The organism is Clostridium sp. AF20-7 (assembly GCF_003479275.1).
GTDB classification, from domain to species: Bacteria; Bacillota; Clostridia; order Lachnospirales; family Lachnospiraceae; genus Otoolea; species Otoolea fessa.
The window spans coordinates 62,179-79,376 of sequence record NZ_QUGF01000005.1; the positions used below are offsets into that span (position 1 = coordinate 62,179).

Genomic DNA, 17,198 nt, shown 5'->3' on the forward strand with positions numbered 1-17,198 from the left:
TTTCCTTTCTGTGAAAACTGTGAGAAATTTAAGTGTTCAACTTTTAAAATTTTTGTACGATGCCTTTTTTGCTTTTTTTATAAAGTACGAAATTAGCCTTTTTCATCGAAAAATTTAAAAGTAAAAAATTTTGTACTTTATAGTTAGTGGTTAATAAAAGGCTTAGATACAAGGATTATAGCATAAAGTACAAAAATTTCAAAATGTACTTTATTTCAGAATGTACTTTATTTCGAAACAGAATAAAGTACATTTTCAAATCGCTTCATTTGAAAAAGGAATGATGCAGACATGTTGAGCGCAGGCTCAATGTGGCTGCATTTTTTTCTTGTTTTTTTATAAAATCCTATTGACAAAATGATTCAGAAACACTAATATGATAATATAACATTATATAATGATATATAATCAATCGATTGAAGAGGAATTCGACTAAAGGAGCTAAGAAAATGAAGGTAATAGGGATTGGGGACAATGTATGTGATAAGTACATCCATTTAAAAACCATGTTTCCTGGGGGGGGGCAGGCGCTGAATTTTGCAGCGTATGCCGGAATGCTTGGAGCAGATGCCGCATATTATTTTAATCCGTTTGAATATGATAAGAAAAATGTACGGAATTTAAAAATGTATATGCAGTGACGAAGATAAACAGAGGGAGGAGCAGTTATGCGGTTTGCAGCGGTAGGATTCACCTGTATTGATGTATACAAAAACTTAAATATCAGTTACCCGACAGGCAATGGAATCGATCTGATGTTTAATCTGATGGATTTGGTTCCCGAGCTTGTGCCGTCCGTGGTGACGGCGATTGGAGATGATGCCTATGGACAGTCTATGCTGGAAGCGTGTCAGAAAAGGAAGGTAGATACCGGACATGTTACCATTGTTCCCGGGGGACAGACGGCAGTGATAGAGATGCTGTTAAATGGCAGAGACCGGGTGCATCACAGGGCGGAAAAAGGAGTCATGATTCCATATCAGCCAACGGGAGAGGATATGGATTTTATCCGGACACAGGATTACATTCATACCGATCTTTCGTGGAATGTGACAGGATTGCTGAAGGACATGAGAAGCAAGGGAACGAAGATCTATTTTGATTTTTCCAAGCGGTATCGGCATGAGGATGTTCCGACCATTCTAAAAAATATCAATTATGGTATTTTTTCATTTGAAGAGGAGACCGAGGAGGTAAGAGAGCTTTTGCGGATGGGCTGTTCCATGGGAGCCGAGGTGCTGCTTGCCACGTTTGGGGAAGGAGGCTCTCTGGCTTTTGACGGAACAGAGTTTTATCGACAGCCGTGCATACCGGCACCGAAGCTGGTGAATACCGTAGGCGCGGGAGATTCCTATGGCGCCGGCTTTATGAGCGGAGTTCTTCGGGGCAGGAGCATACCGGAATGTATGCTTTCCGGCGCGAAAAAGGCTGCTGAGATTGTCAGTATATTTGAACCTTATCATGTGTAAAGGAAGCTTTGGAGAGAAAGGAGTTGTCGTTTCGTGATTATTGATGTACATGTACACCCGGTGTTATTTGGTCCGATCTGTACAGATTCGGACAGGGTGAATTTCAGAAAGAAGGCGTTTGGCCTGTACAAATCATCTCCTGTGCCCATGGAGCAGGTCATGGCTGTGATGGATCATGCCGGAGTGGATCGGGCGGTAATTCTTGCGGAAGATTATTCTGCATCGATGGGACAGCCGATTGTGTCAAACGAAGAAGTAAAGAGGATCGTAGAATTGTTTCCGGAACGCTTTATCGGCTTTGCCAGTGTCGATCCGCGAGAGGAATGTGCGGCAGAAAAACTGAAGGACGCGTTTGAAAAGCTGAATTTGATGGGTCTGAAGCTGAATTTATCCCATTTAAATATGTATCCGGATGACAGACGGTTAAAACCGTTATTAGATCTGTGCACAAAGTATGACAAGTCGGTGCTGTTTCACAGCGGCTTCAGCTGGGAACCGGATTCCCCGTCAAAATATACACGTCCGATTTTGTTTGAAGATATCGCCGTGGAATATCCGACGCTTCGGTTCTGCCTGTCGCATCTGGGATGGCCCTGGGTGGATGAGCTGTGCATGCTGTTGTTAAAGTATCCCAATGTTTATACAGATACGGCGACGGTATTTATGGACAGCCCCAAAAACTATTATGAACAGATTTTCTTGAAAAATATGGCTCCGGGATGGCTGCAGAATAATCTAATGGATAAGGTGATGTACGGATCCAACCTCCCCAGATTTCGCCAGGTCAGAACAAAGGACGGTCTGGAAAAACTGAATCTTCGTCCGGATGTGCTGAAAAAAATCCTGGGAGAGAATGCGGAAGTGTTTCTGGGAATGAAAGGAAGAGGCTATGATTATTAAATCTTATACGCATGAAATTGCCAGCAGACAGGAATTTGAAATGGTAAAAATCACAGATCAGGTGCAAAAGGACGTGGCTGCCAGCGGAATCACAGCAGGAGTTGTTTTTGTCATATCCATGCACACGACTACGGCGATTATGATAAATGAAAGCCTTCCCTGTGTGGAAAAGGACATTGAACTGACGCTGGAACGGTTGATACCAACAGACGGAGATTACGTGCATACCCATATGCTCCCAAGCTATGGAACCTGCAGCGGAAATGCCCCGGGACATTTGAAGTCAATGCTTTGCGGAAATCATTGTGTGCTTCCGGTAATGGATGGAAAAACAGCGGGCGGAAGTGCCCAGGATATTTATTTTGTGGAGTTCGATGGACTGAAGATAAGAAAATATACGGTTCAGATCATGGGAGAATAACCTGATTTTTCCTGTAACAGAGAATAGCGCCCTGCTTTGCCAAAGTGAGGCGCTATTCTTCTGCATCGAATTCGATGCCAGTGTGTGCACACGATTATAAGTGCTCACCAAAGCAACGGATTCTTTATCAAAAACGAAACATGGATGCTTGTACTTTCTGTAAAGGTTTGCGAAGAAAGGAACGGCATTATATTTGACTAAGAGAAGGTCACTTTACCCCCCCCCTCAAAATGGGTAAAGTGACCTTTTTATATTATCTTTTATTTAAGGGGAATCATGTATTAGAAGCAACTTGTGATAAGAAAACTAGGAATGTAACATTTTTAATCCTCTTTTTAAATAAATTGGATTCTTATAATATTATGGTTTTCAGAACTTATTTCTTATCTTTTGGTATTCTCTAGGTGAATATCCTTTTAGCTTGTGGAAGAGTCGGCTGAAATAAAGCTGGTTATCATACCCGACAATCTTAGAAATCTCATTGATGGAATAAGTTGTTGTTTCAAGTAAAATCTGAGCATTGGTGATTCGGATTCCTACTGGATAGTGGATTTGAAAGTCAAAGAACGTTTAACCGAACATTTAAAGAAAGATACAAAATATCGCCGAGTGACTATCGGAGTAAATGCGTGAAAGATATGTTGTTATAAACGGTTCTATTAATGGAAAAGAGCTTTCTGTATCCACAAAGAAAAATCCGGAACGGAAGTTTCAGACGGAAACCCATACCGTTATAGGAAAAGCAGCCGGAGACTTCCAGAACCAACAGAAGATCCAGAAAAATGATCGTGAACAGAAGCTGGCAGGAATCTACTACAACCGAGGAAGAAATGCAGGCTGTAAACCGGAACATCAATGAGCAGAAAACGCAGACCATCGAGACGCTGCGGCAAACCATTAAGGAATGGGACATTTCATGAAGAATTGGAGAAACTGTTTCCAGAATTAAAATAGACACATATAATTGAACCGGCCTTTCATACATTGAGAGGGTATTCTTAATCAAAACATAAGGGAAATCCGTATAGAAATCAATGAAGATACAAAGGAAACAATGCAGGAGAAGATTAAACGGATGCCGGTTACAGAAGCAAGCCGAATGGCAGTGTACTAAAATTTGGTGGATGTAACTGAAGAAAAAATATGATATAATGTGAGTAACAAGTCGGGATTTATAAAGGAGAATATTGATGAAACTATTTTTATGTTCGCACTTTTCAAGTGTAGGAAGTCTGATAAAGGAAGAAATTGAAAATAAGAAAGTCGCATTTATTCCAACAGCTTCACTGCGTGAAGGCTACACCGGTTATGTCGGCTCGGCTCGAAAATTATTCAAAAAGTTGGGAGCAATCGTAACTGAAATTGATATTTCAACGGAGGCTTATTCAACAATACAGTCTGTTTTTGAAGATGCAGATGTGATATATTTTACCGGCGGAAATTCTTTCTTTCTTATGGACCAGCTCCGTAAAACGGGAACTGATGGACTGCTGAAAAAGGAATTGGCAAATGGAAAATTGATGATCGGCGAGTCGGCAGGCGCAATTATATGCGCTCCAAGCATCCAATATATCGAGCAAATGGATGAAAAGCCGGAGGACTACTCACAAGAAGATGATGCAGGGATTGATTTGATTGATTTCTATGTTCTTCCGCATTATCTTACAGCACCATTTAAGAAAGTTACCGAGAAAATAATGACTGAGTTTTCGGATTTGAATCTATGCCCAATTAACAACCGTCAGGGAATTGTAATTGATGGTGAAGATTCAAAGGTTATTTGCAAAGACTAATTTGAAAATTCCAGTTTGCCGATGCTAAAAGGTTAAAACAGAATATCGCGGAGACGATGGACTATACGATTTATTAAAATATATTATCTATGCGAGTTTCTACATAATTGTGATTAAAACGGGTATGGATTTCTATGGGTATAAGCGCTTTCCGAAACTATACGAATCGTATTCTGCACCGTGGTATACAGAAGCATTACTGTATATCGCTGCCTCGCTTTTCGTGATTGTCGTATGTTTTGTGCTCAGAGTAATCATTGGACGAAAGATGAAGAAGAGGTGAGCTATATGTTTATGCTGTTTGAGTTTATGTTTCCGATTATCTTCGTAATGGTTTTTGGCATGATCATCTTCCAGTTTGTGACAGGAATCGGAACATGGCATAAAAACAATCAGTCACCGCGTTTGTCGGTGAGTGCAACCATCGTCGCAAAGCGTGAAAATATCACACATCATAGCCATGCAAATGCGGGCGACCTGTCTGGAACTCATGGCTACCATTCGACTTCAAGTACCAGCTACTATGTCACGTTTCAGGTAGAGAGCGGTGACCGGATGGAACTGTCGGTTTCTGGCAGAGAATATGGAATGCTGGCGGAAGGCGACATTGGGAAACTTACGTTTCAGGGAACGAGATATCTGTCATTTGAGCGCGTGTGATTCTGGAGGTGATAGTGTGAAAGGAAGTAGACGAGGAGGTAATTTTATGAAAAAGTTTATGTCAATTCAAGTTAACGAATCCAGAATTAATGTCGCGATGGTCTTCTAATAATGAAGAACCAATGTCACATTATTTAAATAATTCATGTTACCGAGCACTCTGGAAATGCCCTGATTGTGGTGGCGAATATATAAGTTCTATTCGAGATATGGCAACGGGAAACGTGGATTGTGTGTATTGTTCAATGAAAGAAGTTCTTCCGGGTGTTAATTCCTTTGCCGTATTGCATCCGGATTTAATGAATGAGTGGAACCATTTGGATAACTACTTGTTATGTGATCCTGATCAAATTTTGGATAATTGCATAACACCTGTTTGGTGGACATGCCCAGTGTGTGCTCACGATTATAAGTGCTCACCAAAGCAACGGATTCTTTATCAAAAACGAAACATGGATGCTTGTACTTTCTGTAAAGGTTTGCGAAGAAAGGAACGGCATTATATTTGACTAAGAGAAGGTCACTTTACATCCCTCAAAATGGGTAAAGTGACCTTTAACATCAATTATGCGACGGGTGACAGCTCGGCTTCTGGAACAAACAAGACGGCAGAAACAGAGCAGGCCACACAGGCTGTTACGCAGGCAGCTTCTCAGCAGACCAGCACGGAATCCTATATCCTCAATACCAATACAAAGAAATTTCATCGGCCGTCCTGTTCATCGGTCAAACAGATGAAGGAGAGCAATAAAAAATCCTCATCAGAGAGTAGGGATGCGCTGATTGCTGCAGGTTATGATCCGTGTAAAAAATGCAATCCGTAAAAATGTGTCAGATATTTAAAAAATATGGAAGAGGAAGGTTGTAGTTCTATATCGCAATACTTCTTCTTTGCGCATATTGGATATGCTGTTGAGGGCGACTGTTGCACGCAGAAGATAAGTTGCGCCGGTCTGCGATAATGTGCTGTTTGTATAAGGAAAAGGACAAGGAGTTATGATGAATTTTAGTGGGATATTGATTGGTGTGCTTACCTTTTTTCTGATTGGATTGTTCCATCCTATTGTTATATATGCGGAGTATTACTTTGGAAGCCGCTGTTGGCCGGTATTTTTGCTGGTGGGCATTTTGTGTATGATTCTATCCGTAAGAATGCAGGAAATACTTTGGTCGGTTTCCCTGGGTGTTTTGGGCGTCAGTTGCTTTTGGAGCATTAAGGAACTGAAAGAACAGGAAAAAAGAGTGGAAAAAGGATGGTTCCCGAAGCGGAAGGTGGATAAGCACTAAAAAAGAAAGCGGGGAGATGAAAAGATGGCGGTATGGAGATTACAGGTGAATACTGGAGGAGCGAACGTTGCGGATTATTGCTTGCAAAACCATGTTGCAGCACTTTGGGCTGGCAAGGTACTTGCTATGGAGCGTTTACGAAATGAGAGATAGAGCGTATGGAAATAATCTATACGTTGTCAACGCACCATAGCGTTTACTATACGTTCTATTTTTTTCCTTTTTAAGAAAAGTGATTAAAAAACTATTGACAATTTGTTACTGGGAGAGATAGAGAGTGCGTTTTGATGAACTCTTTGAAATGAGAAAACTGACAGGAATAAAATTAAAGGACTACATCAGTGGCAATGGATTCTCTAAGGTATCGTTCTGCAAAAAGGCAGAAATTTCTCGACCTACTTTAGATAAAATTTCAAATGGCGAGATAGATAGTAAAAGCTCATTCGATAAGCATTTGAATAAAATTTTTACCAGTTTGGGCATTGGCCCGGATACTTTGATGGAATTTTCAACGAAAACGCAAAGCGTAGATGCGATGTACTCGCAAAAGGCTCTGATAAATTATCAAATGAATGATAAGGCAAAGATGAAGTATGATCTGTTGCAGGATATTTTAAACCTTTGCAGTGTTTATTATTAGAGGCAGAAGGCTATGAGTGAACAAACTACAGCAGCCAACTTAGACGAAGTTATTGAGACACAGATGAAGCAGAGTGAGAGTGCTTGAACTAGGAAAACCGATGGCATAGACTATAAGCAGTCGAGGTCATCGGTTTTCTTGGCAAATATGAATTTTGAACTTTATTTTAGCAAAATACTATTTTCACTTTACACGGAAATAAAGTACGAAATTAGCCTTTTTTACCTAAAAATTTTTTTACTTTTTGCCTTTTTTGCCCTTTACTCTTTTTCTCTCAGCTGCACCTTATTCCTTGCGCTTCGCCGCCGTTCATCCTCCAGCGCCGCATAATGCTTCTTCGTCGTATTGACATCACTGTGTCCCAAAACATCCGCGACGAGGTAAATATCGCCGGTTTCACGGTACAGATTCGTGCCGTAGGTGCTGCGGAGCTTATGTGGCGTGATCTTTTTTAGCGGTGTGACGAGCTGTGCGTATTTTTTGACCATTTTTTCCACACTGCGTACGTTAATGCGCTTACGCTGCATGGAGAGGAAGAGTGCTTCTTCGCTGCCTTCCTCTGGGACAATATGTTCACGCTCGCTGAGATAGTCCTGAAGCGCATATTCTACCTCGGCACCAAAATATACGATGACTTCCTTTCCGCCTTTTCGATGAATCCTAAGACCACCGTTTCGGAAATCAACATCGTTGATATTCAGTCCGACACATTCTGATACACGAAGCCCCGTACCAAGCAGAAGCGTCATCATCGCCAGATCTCGCAGCTTGGTCTTTGCATGGTAGGCTTTCTGTTTTTCGGTCAGACATTCGCCATCCTCAACCTCATCCAGGAAACGCGCCACCTCGTCAACATCGAGGCGTATAATTTCTTTTTCATGAATCTTGGGAAGCTGCAGAAGAGAAGCGGGGTTATTCTGAATCCGCTCGGTCCGGTAAAAGTAGTTGTAAAAGCTCTTGACCGTCGAGACTTTCCGCATGATACCCCGCTCTGTATTCATCAGATCCTCACGTTTTTCGGTCGAATAACATTTCAGATACTCCATATATTCTTCCAGATCCATCAACTTGATTTCATCCAGAATAGAAAGCGGAAAATCACGCAGCTCCTTTGTTTTAAGCTCTGGATTTGCTTGTTTCAGGAAATCAAAAAATGTCTTTAAATCATAGGCATACGCAAGCCGGGTGCGCGCCGATGTACGTGGTTCAATGCCGCGGAAGAAATCGGTACAGAACGGTGGCAGCTCTTTCAGAATGCCTCGGATTCGTTTTGTATTTTCGATGTCTTCCTGTTCGTGGTAGGAGAGTGCAGCCATATCACAATTCCTCCTTTGGTGATGATGAAAGGTCCGAATGTATCAAATTTTTCAGATGGCGATCGGTCCGTTCCGGCCATCCGGGATTGTTTCCATCAATAATCGCATGGAAAAAGCGATCTTTTACCCCCGGTGAATCATGGTTGAGTTTCCTTGTTAATTGCTTCACATACTCGCGTTTTGTTTTTCCATCTACCGGACATGGATTTTTACAGACTGGAAGATGGTATTTGTTTTTAAATCCGATCACATCGGCTTCCTGGACATACATCAGCGGGCGGATCAGAGTCAATCCCGTTTTGTCCAGATGGGTTTTCGGCGAGAAGGAATAGAAACGTCCCTCATAAATCAGGGATAAAAGCATGGTTTCGATCAGGTCGTCGCGGTGATGTGCATAGGCGATTTTATTACAGCCAAGTTTCAGAGCCGCTTCATTTAAAGCGCCTTTTCGCATCTTGGCACAGAGCGCACATGGATTGGATTCCTGACGGGTTTCAAAGAGAATCTTGCCGATTTCCGTCGGAACGACCGTGTAGGGCACGTTTAATTCATCACAAAGCTCCTGAACCGGTTTTAAATCAAATGCAGCCGCATCCGATGAAAGCGTCGGCGACAACCGGTTCGAAACCTCCGGAGAAAGCGCCTGAAAGCCCAGATCAACTGTAATAGCACAAAGTTCAAATGGTTCCGGGTAAAACCGGCGAAGCCCCTGTAAAGCATATAAAAGTGTCAGGCTGTCTTTACCGCCAGAAATACCGATAGCTATTTTATCGCCGGATTGAATCAGACGATAGTCATCAACCGCCTGGCGGGTTAAACTTAGAAGACGTTGAAGTTTCATGAGAACATCCTTTCAAATATAACGAATGAATAGTTTAGCAAATAGATTAAGTGCATATGCATATTTATATTTCAAACTATTCGATAAAGTAGGCTTTCACGAATAGTTTTATCTATCTCCCTATCATACCATGTTTCCCTTTATTTGTAAATAAATCATTTTATGAATTATTCAATATCGTATTTCAGCATAAAAACAAACCTAAACACAAAATGGATGGATGCCGCCTTTGCCATTTACCAGCAAACACTCCAGCAAAAAACAAAGGCAACATCCATCCAGCTCAAAATCCCTTATGACTAATTCATATTCATTTTATTCTTTATTCACTTCTTAATCCAAAAACGCCCGGTAATACGGCCAGACCGTATGGACCTTTCCGACCGTTACATTGCTTGCACTGCCGGATTCATGTACGCCCAGTATGGTTCCGTCTGCGTTCCAGCCTAAAAACATTACAACGTGCGAATTACCGCCAAGCTGGACAAGCAAGTCGCCCGGCTGAAGCTCTGCGCTGTTGATCGCCCGTCCTGTCCGCACAATCTCGTAGGTGCTGGCGGCACCCATTCTATTGCCAAGCGCGGTCCAGTATACCCAGTTGACCCATCCAGAACAGTCAAGCCCTGACAAAATCCGTCCCTTGTAATCCGGGCTTGTCACGCTGGCAAAATGATTGCCGGAAAGTCCTGCTGTACTCGGTTTTCCTCCATAATAATATGGAATCTTGCCAACGGAATTGAGCGCGCATGTGATAACGGCACGCCGCTCCGGTGATAAATCCTCTGGAAGTAAATCCAGGTAAGACGCAATTTCTGCCGGTGTCAGCGGATTCCCGAGTGCAAACTCTGAACTGGCAAGCCCGTACATTTCCTGCCAATCCTGAGCAGCGAGTGTCTGGGCGGCTGTCTGTTTTTCTTCCGTCCAACCCTGCCAGTTCCCGACAGCCTGATTTCCCGTTCCATCGAGTGCAAACAGATTATGCTTCTCTTTCAGACCGGTTGTCTTAACGGTAATGGTCAGATCAACATGTCCCGGGCAATATTTTCCGTTTTCATTTAATGTAACTGCCGCAGCGCTCTCCGCACTGAACGTCGCCTCTGACGGGGACGCAGCCGCTTTTGATTCGGCTGCCTGCTCCTGTGTGGAAGCCCCCGGTCCCTGTGCCGGTTTGACATAATTATTTGCTGTGGATGCCGCCTCGCTCTCCGTTAACGGCTCCTCTGCCGCTGTCTGACTGTCTCCTGCGCCCTGGGCATCTAAAGCCTCCGAGGATGCCTCTCCTGCTGCACTGCCGCTCTCCACATCGTCATCTGCTGTTTCCTCTGTTGCCGGCTCGTCCGGCAGTTCTGTACAGCCCTCACAGTAATACACATTGCTAATGCTCACGTGGTACTGGTGGGAACTGGTCCAGAGCTGATTGATATAGGTATTGAACAGGTCTGTATTTTTCCAGTCAAGGCTGTATGTATATACATTTGCCATGGACAAAATATCGGTCGCATTGGATGCGAGGGACGTCGGCCTTCCGTCTCCGTCGCATATCTGGAAACGGATATTTTTCCAAGTTGGAACTACCCAGCTCGCCGGATCCTGCGCGTTATGCTCTGGATTGGAGGGATCATAGCTGCCGAGTACCTGTGCAGCTGGCAGCCCCATTTTCTGGGAAGCCGTAAGCGGTGTCGTCTGGATCCACCCGTAGATCTCCGATATCCACTGTGCATCCCGCGTTCCAAGCGCTTCGTACATCTTCGCGCCCCAGGTATCTTCTGTCCCCATACTCCGGAATCGTTTTGCAAGTTTATACCATGGAAGAGACTCAAATGCCGCCAATGGATCAGACAGATCAACAGCGCTCTCTTCCGTCCGGAGCGCCATCAGGTTATACTCCGTTTCCGACGGAACATATTCTTCTGAGTCTGCCCCCAGACCATTTAAAAATCGGGATGCCATGTGAATCGGGTGTACCATTTTCTTCATCAGACGGTCGCAGAAGGATTCGTCTGTATCATTTTGTGTCTCCTGGTCTAAAATTCCATCTGCAATCACAACTTTATCAGCAGGCACACCGACTGATAAATCCACCTCCGGGCGCACTGCTTCGGCAATCCCGCACAATAAAATACCCGATGCCGCCATGAGCGCCATTCGGATTATATAAGAATGTCTTTCTTTCATCATCATTTTCTTCATGTATCTACATTCAAAATCTTAAGTAACTATTTTGTTTTTATACCCCAACGCAATCTCATCTTCAAAACATCCAGGCGCAAAAAACCGGTGCGTCCTTTCTGATTCTTCACCAGAAATTCAAACACACCGGTTTTAATTATACTTTTATGCGTTCTCGTTTATCTTAAGAAATTCTTGTTTCTTTTTGGCGAATTCCTTAATAATTTCTACGGCACCGTCGATGCCTACGACACTGCTGTTGATGCAGAGGTTATAGCTCTTGGAGCTGCCCCAGCGTTTGCTGGAATAATAGTTATAATAACCAGAACGCTGCTTATCGGTCTTGATCATCACATCTTTTGCCTTATCGCGGGTAATATTGTGACGTTTCATCAATTCCTGAATCTTCACTTCCTCATCTGCACAGATGAAAACAGACACTACGTTCGGATAATCTGCCAGCGCATAGTCCGCACACCGTCCTACAATGACACAGGATTCTTCATCTGCCAGTTTCTTGATCGTGTCAAACTGTGCCAGGAAAATCTTGTGGTTGATCGGCATATCCATATAAGCCGATGTATTATAACCCATCGAATAGGTGTCCATTACCAGTGAATATAAGAAGCTGTTGGTTGGTTTCTCATCATGCGTCTTAAAAAGCTCTTCACAGAGACCGCTGTTCTTCGCTGCCAGTGCAAGAAGCTCTTTATCATAGCACTTGATTCCCAATGATTCCGCCAGTTTTCGTCCAATCGCTCTTCCGGAGCTGCCGCATTCGCGACCGATTGTAATTACTAAATTTTTTTTCATGTCTCCCTCAACTCCTTTCAAGTTCTGCCTTTATTATAACACAAGCTATCTGAAAAGTCATCATTTTTTCGGAATAAAAGGTATTTCTTAGCGACACAGAAATAAACTATCTGAAAAGAATGTGTATACGAATCAGAACGATCTTACTATTCACGTCACTTTTACTTTCCAGCTTTTTTCCGCAGCTTCTCCAGCAGTTCTTCAAAATACGCTGGCAGCGGCGCAGAAAACTCCACATACTCCCCGGTCCGCGGATGGATAAAGCCTAAGACTCCCGCATGCAGGGTCTGCCCTTCCAGTGAAAATGGCTGCCGCGCCGGACCGTACACCTCATCGCCCAGAAGCGGATGACCGATGCTTGCCATATGGACGCGGATCTGGTGTGTGCGTCCCGTCTCCAGGCGGCATTCGATAAATGTATACGCCCCGAAGCGTTCCAGTACGCGGTAATGCGTGATCGCATCGCGCCCCTGTTTGGAGTGGATGCTCATTTTCTTGCGATCCGTCGGATGACGCCCGATCGGTGCATGGACAGTACCCTCATCCTCGCGCAGATTGCCAAATACGATGGCATAATACACGCGGGTGATCGAATGCACCTTGAGCTGTTCTGCGAGAGAATTGTGGGCGAAATCATTCTTGCACACCACCAGCACGCCGGTCGTGTTCATATCGATCCGATGGACGATCCCAGGGCGCATGACTCCGTTGATGCCGGAGAGCTGATCCTTGCAATGGTACATCAGCGCATTGACCAGAGTCCCCGTATAATGCCCTGCCGCCGGATGGACAACCATCCCCTTCGGCTTATTGACTAAAATTATATCCGAATCTTCATACAAAATGTCCAACGGGATATTTTCCGCCTCGATCGCCGCCTCCTCCGGTTTTGGAACTTCAAAGGCGATAGTTTCCCCACCATTTACCTTGAAACTGCTTTTAACCGCTTTTCCGTCTGCTGTAACGCTGCTCTCTTTCAGAAGTTTCTGCAAAAAGGAACGGGACAGATCCGGGCAGGCGTCCGCCAGAAATTTATCGATGCGGGTTCCAGCCGCCTCTTCTGGAACCAGATATTCCTGCATCATCGTCCCGACTCCTTTTTCGCACCTTTAAAAGAAAGGAATTCCAGTTCCTCATCCGAATAGAAGAAGAAAAACAGAAGGATCAGCGAGAACGTCGCGATCACCACATAGCAGTCTGCCACATTAAAAATCGGGAAATCAATCAGCTTAAAATACAGGAAATCCACCACATATTTCTGCGTCAGACGGTCGATCATATTGCCAACTGCGCCTGATACGAGCAGAAACAAGCTGCACATCAGCGGCAGATACCGTCTCCCTGCCGGCATCCGGTAAACCGCCCACAACACCGCCAGAATGACTGCCGCTGCAATCAGGAAGAAGAATCCCTGCCGTCCCTGCAGCATTCCAAAAGCAGCGCCACGGTTTTCAGAATAATAAAATTCAAACACACCCTTAATGAGCACAACTGGCTTCTGCCCTTTCAGATGGACAACTGCCAGATGTTTTGTAAACTGATCCAGTCCGATGCTGACTCCCAGCCCGATAAAAAAGATAAAGAACTGTCGTAATTTCGTGTTCATGCACCTGATTCCTTTCCTGCTATTATACCAGCACCTGATCGAGTGCCTGTTTCATCTCGTCCTCGGTTACCGTGCGATCCACGTAGGCATCGCCGATGGAATGAATAAGAATAAATTTGATGATGCCGGAATCCATCTTCTTGTCGTTCTTGGACGCTGCCACAATCGCATCTTTTTCAAGCCCGGATACCTGCGTACCGATATGGAATTCTCCCAGTGCTTCTTTGAAGCGGTTTGTTTCCTCCGGTTTGATCATGCCGCGGTTTTCCGACAGTTTCATCACTGCCAGCGCGCCGAGTGCCACGCATTCACCGTGCAGAAGTTCAAAGTTTTTCAGCTTCTCGATCGCGTGTCCCAGCGTATGACCAAAGTTTAAAAGCATACGGTCGCCTTTTTCGGTCGGATCCTTCTCTACCACAGCACGCTTGATCTCATTGCTCCAGGTCACTGTCTTGCGGAGTGCCTCCGGCTTTCTCGCCCAGATATCTGCCGCATTTTCAAGCAGCCACTCATAATATGCCGCATCCTTGATCAGACCATGTTTGATAACCTCGCCCATACCGGCGGAAAACTGGTTGTCCGGAAGCGTCTGAAGCGTATTGATATTGGTAAATACCAGCTTCGGCATATGAAACGCGCCAACCATATTTTTGTACGCGTCAAAATCAACGCCCGTCTTGCCGCCAATGCTGCTGTCCACCTGGGAAAGAAGCGTCGTCGGAATCTGCATGAAGGCAATGCCGCGCAGATAGGTCGCCGCCGCGAATCCGCAGAGATCGCCCACAACTCCGCCGCCGAGTGCTGCCAGCATATCGTTGCGGTCAAAATGGTTCAAAATCAGGGTTTCATATAAATCCCGGACGGTGTCGAGGTTTTTGTGCTCCTCGCCCGCCGGAAATACGAACGAAATTACCGTCTTGCAGCACGGCGCCAGAAGTTCTTTTACCTCATTCAGATATAATTTTTCTACGTTCGAATCCGTCACGATGCAGAGACGGCGGTTTGAAATGGAGAGTTTTTCGATTTCACCCGGAAGTGCCGAAAAATCTTCGGTCATCACAATATCATAGATCGGCTTCTCGTCCAGGTGAACGGTTACGCGATTCATTTTCTCATTCTTTACAGCTGTCATTTGTTTTCAGTCCTTTCTTTTTTACACATATTTATCCGCATAAACATACAGACGTCCCTTTTTCGACAATCCCCCGCTCCCGGCAAAGCGGAATTTTCCCATGCCGCGCACAGATACAATCTCGCCCTCTTTAAGCTGCACCGCCGGGGAAGTCACCTGTTTCCCGTCAATAAATACCTTTTCACCCTCAATGAGCGGCAGTATCTTCGTGCGGGAGGATGAAAATACCATCGCGATCACACTGTCAAGACGCGGTGATGCAACGCTTCCACTCACGCGCTCCATCTTCGGTGTGATCGGCTCCGTCGCGTCCGCCCTGCGGCAGATCACGGAGGTGTGGCGCACCATCGTGAGTTCCTGGCAGAGATAATCCGCCATCTTTTCCTGGCAGAAGACGCAGCAGCCATTTTCCTTCATCAGAATATCCCCGATGCAGCTGCGCTCAATCCCCAGGTTCATGAGCGCCCCAAGATAATCCCGGTGCGTCAGCGCCTCACTGTAACGCAGGTTTGCCGGAATGACCTCCAACACGGCAATCGGAAGTCCAAACTCCTCATCATCATACGAAGCCAGAAAACAAAGAAGTTTGCGCTCTGCGCCCTCAAAGCCACCCGTCAGGCAAGTCCGCACCGGCGGCAGCGTCTTCTCGATCGAGTGAAAGATCGTCTGTTCATTTAACGACAAAAAGCCGGTACTTGTCTGTATATCGCGCTGATAACAGAGTCCGGCCAGTTCTATCATTCTCTTTTTTAAAAGCTGTTCTTCTTTTTCCTGCAGCATCGCGTGTTTCTACTCCTGTTCGAAAGTGCTTATATAAAGTGTGCTCCTGCCCAGAAAGCCTGTATACAATCAGAAATCACACAAATTTCCGATTGTATAATAAATACTCCCAGGTTCAGATATATAGCGAACCTGGGAGTATATCAGTATCAGAAGTGGAGATTCATCCCGGAAACATTCACGGAACCGTCTGCTAAGAGTTCGGGAAAGTCGCCGGACAGCTCAACCGATGACGGTGTCGCAATAAAAATGTAATTGGAAATCTTCTGGAGATTTCCATCCATCGAATAGGTCGCGCCACAGGTGAAATCAATGATACGCTGTGCAACCTCCATGTGGATTCCTTCCATATTTAAAACAACAGCTTTTCCAGCCAGCAGGTAATCGCAAATCTCTCTCGTATCCTCCATGGAAGTAGGTTTGATCAGAGATACTTCCATGCTGCGGCGCATCTGCACTACCTTGCTGTTAGAGGAACGTGGCAGAAAACGCGGCTTAGATTCCTCCTCGTGGCGGTAATCATCCATCTCTTCGTCCCTCTTGCCGAAAGAACGCTTCTTAATCACCGGTTTTTCTTCTTCGTAATCTTCCTCATCGAAGTAATCGTCATCATTCTCTGTGAGACGCATTGTATCCATTAATTTGTTCAGAATACTCATAACCCTATTTCTCTCCTATCTTTGCCCTGGTTCCAAAAATGCCCGTACCGACTCTTACCATAGTTGCACCTTCTTCAATCGCTGTCTGATAGTCTCCGGTCATTCCCATCGAAAGGACATTCATAGTAACATTATCAATGTTTTTCCGTTTCATGTCAACATATAATTCATATAATTTTTTAAAAACACCACGATTTTCTTCTGAATTCTCTACAAATGGTGCAATCGTCATAAGTCCCTGTATGTGGACATGCGGGTACTTTGCAATTTCGCGTGCCGCTTCCTCGACTTCTTCCGGGGCAAAACCAAATTTGGACTCTTCTCCGGCGACATTGACCTCCAGAAGAATAGAAACGTCCAGATCACGTTTGACCGCTTCTTTTTCGATCTGCTCTGCCAGTCCCACCGTATCGACGGAGTGAATCAGAACTGCCTTGTCAATTACCTGACGGACTTTATTTTTCTGTAAATGTCCAATCATATGCCAGCGGATATCAGACGGCAGCTGCGGTTCCTTCTCCAGAATCTCCTGCACTTTGTTTTCGCCGAAATCTCTGGCGCCGGCATCATATGCTTCTTGAAGCATCGGCACCGGCTTTGTCTTACTGACCGCGATCAGCGTGACATCCTCCACCTTCCGTCCGCTCCGCTCGCAGGCGTTCCGTATATTCTGACGTACTTCTTCTAACTGTTCCTGAACCATATGTGATAC

Annotated in this window: 21 protein-coding genes and 1 pseudogene; 11 read left to right on the plus strand and 11 right to left on the minus strand. The window is 44.8% G+C overall.

All coding sequences use genetic code 11. The features are described from left to right. Window positions 1-449 precede the first annotated feature (449 nt). Genes DWX68_RS06145 through DWX68_RS06160 form a run of 4 tightly spaced genes read left to right on the plus strand, consistent with a single transcriptional unit; the run spans window position 450 to window position 2,790 of the window. Window positions 450-641 (plus strand): hypothetical protein, encoded by a 192-nt coding sequence (locus DWX68_RS06145; RefSeq protein ID WP_333549850.1) that lies wholly within the window; start codon window positions 450-452, stop codon window positions 639-641. Between the two features lie 27 nt (window positions 642-668). Beyond that, window positions 669-1,469: a PfkB family carbohydrate kinase gene (locus DWX68_RS06150; RefSeq protein ID WP_118491397.1), complete on the plus strand. Its 801-nt coding sequence runs from the start codon at window positions 669-671 to the stop codon at window positions 1,467-1,469. A 33-nt stretch (window positions 1,470-1,502) separates the two neighbouring features. Next, window positions 1,503-2,369 carry an amidohydrolase family protein gene (locus DWX68_RS06155; protein WP_106999877.1) on the plus strand — a complete coding sequence of 289 codons (867 nt, stop codon included), beginning with the start codon at window positions 1,503-1,505 and terminating at the stop codon, window positions 2,367-2,369. After that, a complete protein-coding gene (locus DWX68_RS06160) occupies window positions 2,359-2,790 on the plus strand; it encodes a secondary thiamine-phosphate synthase enzyme YjbQ (RefSeq protein WP_118628837.1) in 432 nt (143 codons plus the stop codon). The genes DWX68_RS06155 and DWX68_RS06160 overlap by 11 nt, the downstream gene beginning before the upstream one ends. 369 nt (window positions 2,791-3,159) lie before the next feature. On the opposite strand, the gene DWX68_RS06165 is transcribed toward DWX68_RS06160, so the two are convergent. Next, window positions 3,160-3,342, minus strand: a complete 183-nt coding sequence (locus DWX68_RS06165) for a helix-turn-helix domain-containing protein (RefSeq protein ID WP_333490977.1) — start codon at window positions 3,340-3,342, stop codon at window positions 3,160-3,162. Between DWX68_RS06165 and DWX68_RS06170 the strand changes: the two are divergent. From DWX68_RS06170 to DWX68_RS06210, 7 genes and pseudogenes are all read left to right on the plus strand, one after another. Then, a pseudogene (locus DWX68_RS06170) lies at window positions 3,330-3,440 on the plus strand (AraC family transcriptional regulator); the annotation flags it as partial. The gene DWX68_RS06165 and the pseudogene DWX68_RS06170 overlap by 13 nt on opposite strands. Further along, the gene (locus DWX68_RS06175; protein WP_117795390.1) at window positions 3,416-3,649 is read left to right on the plus strand and encodes a hypothetical protein; all 234 of its coding nucleotides are present in this window, start codon (window positions 3,416-3,418) and stop codon (window positions 3,647-3,649) included. The pseudogene DWX68_RS06170 and the gene DWX68_RS06175, both read left to right, overlap by 25 nt. A gap of 331 nt (window positions 3,650-3,980) precedes the next feature. Continuing rightward, a complete protein-coding gene (locus DWX68_RS06180; RefSeq protein ID WP_118628838.1) occupies window positions 3,981-4,583 on the plus strand; it encodes a Type 1 glutamine amidotransferase-like domain-containing protein in 603 nt (200 codons plus the stop codon). A gap of 288 nt (window positions 4,584-4,871) precedes the next feature. Next, window positions 4,872-5,243 (plus strand): DUF2500 domain-containing protein, encoded by a 372-nt coding sequence (locus tag DWX68_RS06190; RefSeq protein WP_106999873.1) that lies wholly within the window; start codon window positions 4,872-4,874, stop codon window positions 5,241-5,243. Between the two features lie 539 nt (window positions 5,244-5,782). Then, window positions 5,783-6,067 carry an Ada metal-binding domain-containing protein gene (locus DWX68_RS06200; protein ID WP_106999871.1) on the plus strand — a complete coding sequence of 95 codons (285 nt, stop codon included), beginning with the start codon at window positions 5,783-5,785 and terminating at the stop codon, window positions 6,065-6,067. A 175-nt stretch (window positions 6,068-6,242) separates the two neighbouring features. After that, entirely contained in the window at window positions 6,243-6,530 is a 288-nt protein-coding gene (locus tag DWX68_RS06205) for a DUF4491 family protein (protein WP_117795386.1), read from the plus strand. 277 nt (window positions 6,531-6,807) lie between these two features. Further along, window positions 6,808-7,170, plus strand: a complete 363-nt coding sequence (locus tag DWX68_RS06210) for a helix-turn-helix transcriptional regulator (protein WP_118628840.1) — start codon at window positions 6,808-6,810, stop codon at window positions 7,168-7,170. A 260-nt stretch (window positions 7,171-7,430) separates the two neighbouring features. Here DWX68_RS06210 and DWX68_RS06215 read toward each other — a convergent pair whose 3' ends face one another. The 10 genes from DWX68_RS06215 to DWX68_RS06260 form a co-directional block, all read right to left on the minus strand. Beyond that, window positions 7,431-8,486, minus strand: coding sequence for a tyrosine-type recombinase/integrase (locus DWX68_RS06215; RefSeq protein WP_118467672.1), 1,056 nt, complete (start codon window positions 8,484-8,486; stop codon window positions 7,431-7,433). A 1-nt stretch (window position 8,487) separates the two neighbouring features. Further along, a complete protein-coding gene (locus DWX68_RS06220) occupies window positions 8,488-9,327 on the minus strand; it encodes a tRNA 2-thiocytidine biosynthesis TtcA family protein (protein WP_022358643.1) in 840 nt (279 codons plus the stop codon). 333 nt (window positions 9,328-9,660) lie between these two features. Continuing rightward, window positions 9,661-11,517 carry an NlpC/P60 family protein gene (locus DWX68_RS06225; RefSeq protein ID WP_118628841.1) on the minus strand — a complete coding sequence of 619 codons (1,857 nt, stop codon included), beginning with the start codon at window positions 11,515-11,517 and terminating at the stop codon, window positions 9,661-9,663. Between the two features lie 144 nt (window positions 11,518-11,661). Next, complete coding sequence (locus DWX68_RS06230; RefSeq protein ID WP_022358645.1) at window positions 11,662-12,309, minus strand: cytidylate kinase-like family protein; 648 nt, start codon at window positions 12,307-12,309, stop codon at window positions 11,662-11,664. 161 nt (window positions 12,310-12,470) lie between these two features. Further along, complete coding sequence (locus DWX68_RS06235) at window positions 12,471-13,394, minus strand: RluA family pseudouridine synthase (RefSeq protein ID WP_118491389.1); 924 nt, start codon at window positions 13,392-13,394, stop codon at window positions 12,471-12,473. Next, window positions 13,391-13,915: a signal peptidase II gene (gene lspA, locus DWX68_RS06240; RefSeq protein ID WP_118491387.1), complete on the minus strand. Its 525-nt coding sequence runs from the start codon at window positions 13,913-13,915 to the stop codon at window positions 13,391-13,393. Before lspA ends, DWX68_RS06235 begins: the two co-directional genes overlap by 4 nt. A gap of 22 nt (window positions 13,916-13,937) precedes the next feature. Continuing rightward, a complete protein-coding gene (gene aroB, locus DWX68_RS06245) occupies window positions 13,938-15,047 on the minus strand; it encodes a 3-dehydroquinate synthase (protein WP_118628842.1) in 1,110 nt (369 codons plus the stop codon). Window positions 15,048-15,068: 21 nt separating this feature from the next. Beyond that, a complete protein-coding gene (locus DWX68_RS06250) occupies window positions 15,069-15,827 on the minus strand; it encodes a YlmH/Sll1252 family protein (protein WP_022358649.1) in 759 nt (252 codons plus the stop codon). Window positions 15,828-15,976: 149 nt separating this feature from the next. Beyond that, the gene (locus DWX68_RS06255) at window positions 15,977-16,486 is read right to left on the minus strand and encodes a cell division protein SepF (protein WP_118491383.1); all 510 of its coding nucleotides are present in this window, start codon (window positions 16,484-16,486) and stop codon (window positions 15,977-15,979) included. 4 nt (window positions 16,487-16,490) lie between these two features. Next, a complete protein-coding gene (locus tag DWX68_RS06260) occupies window positions 16,491-17,189 on the minus strand; it encodes a YggS family pyridoxal phosphate-dependent enzyme (protein ID WP_106999861.1) in 699 nt (232 codons plus the stop codon). Window positions 17,190-17,198: the final 9 nt, after the last annotated feature.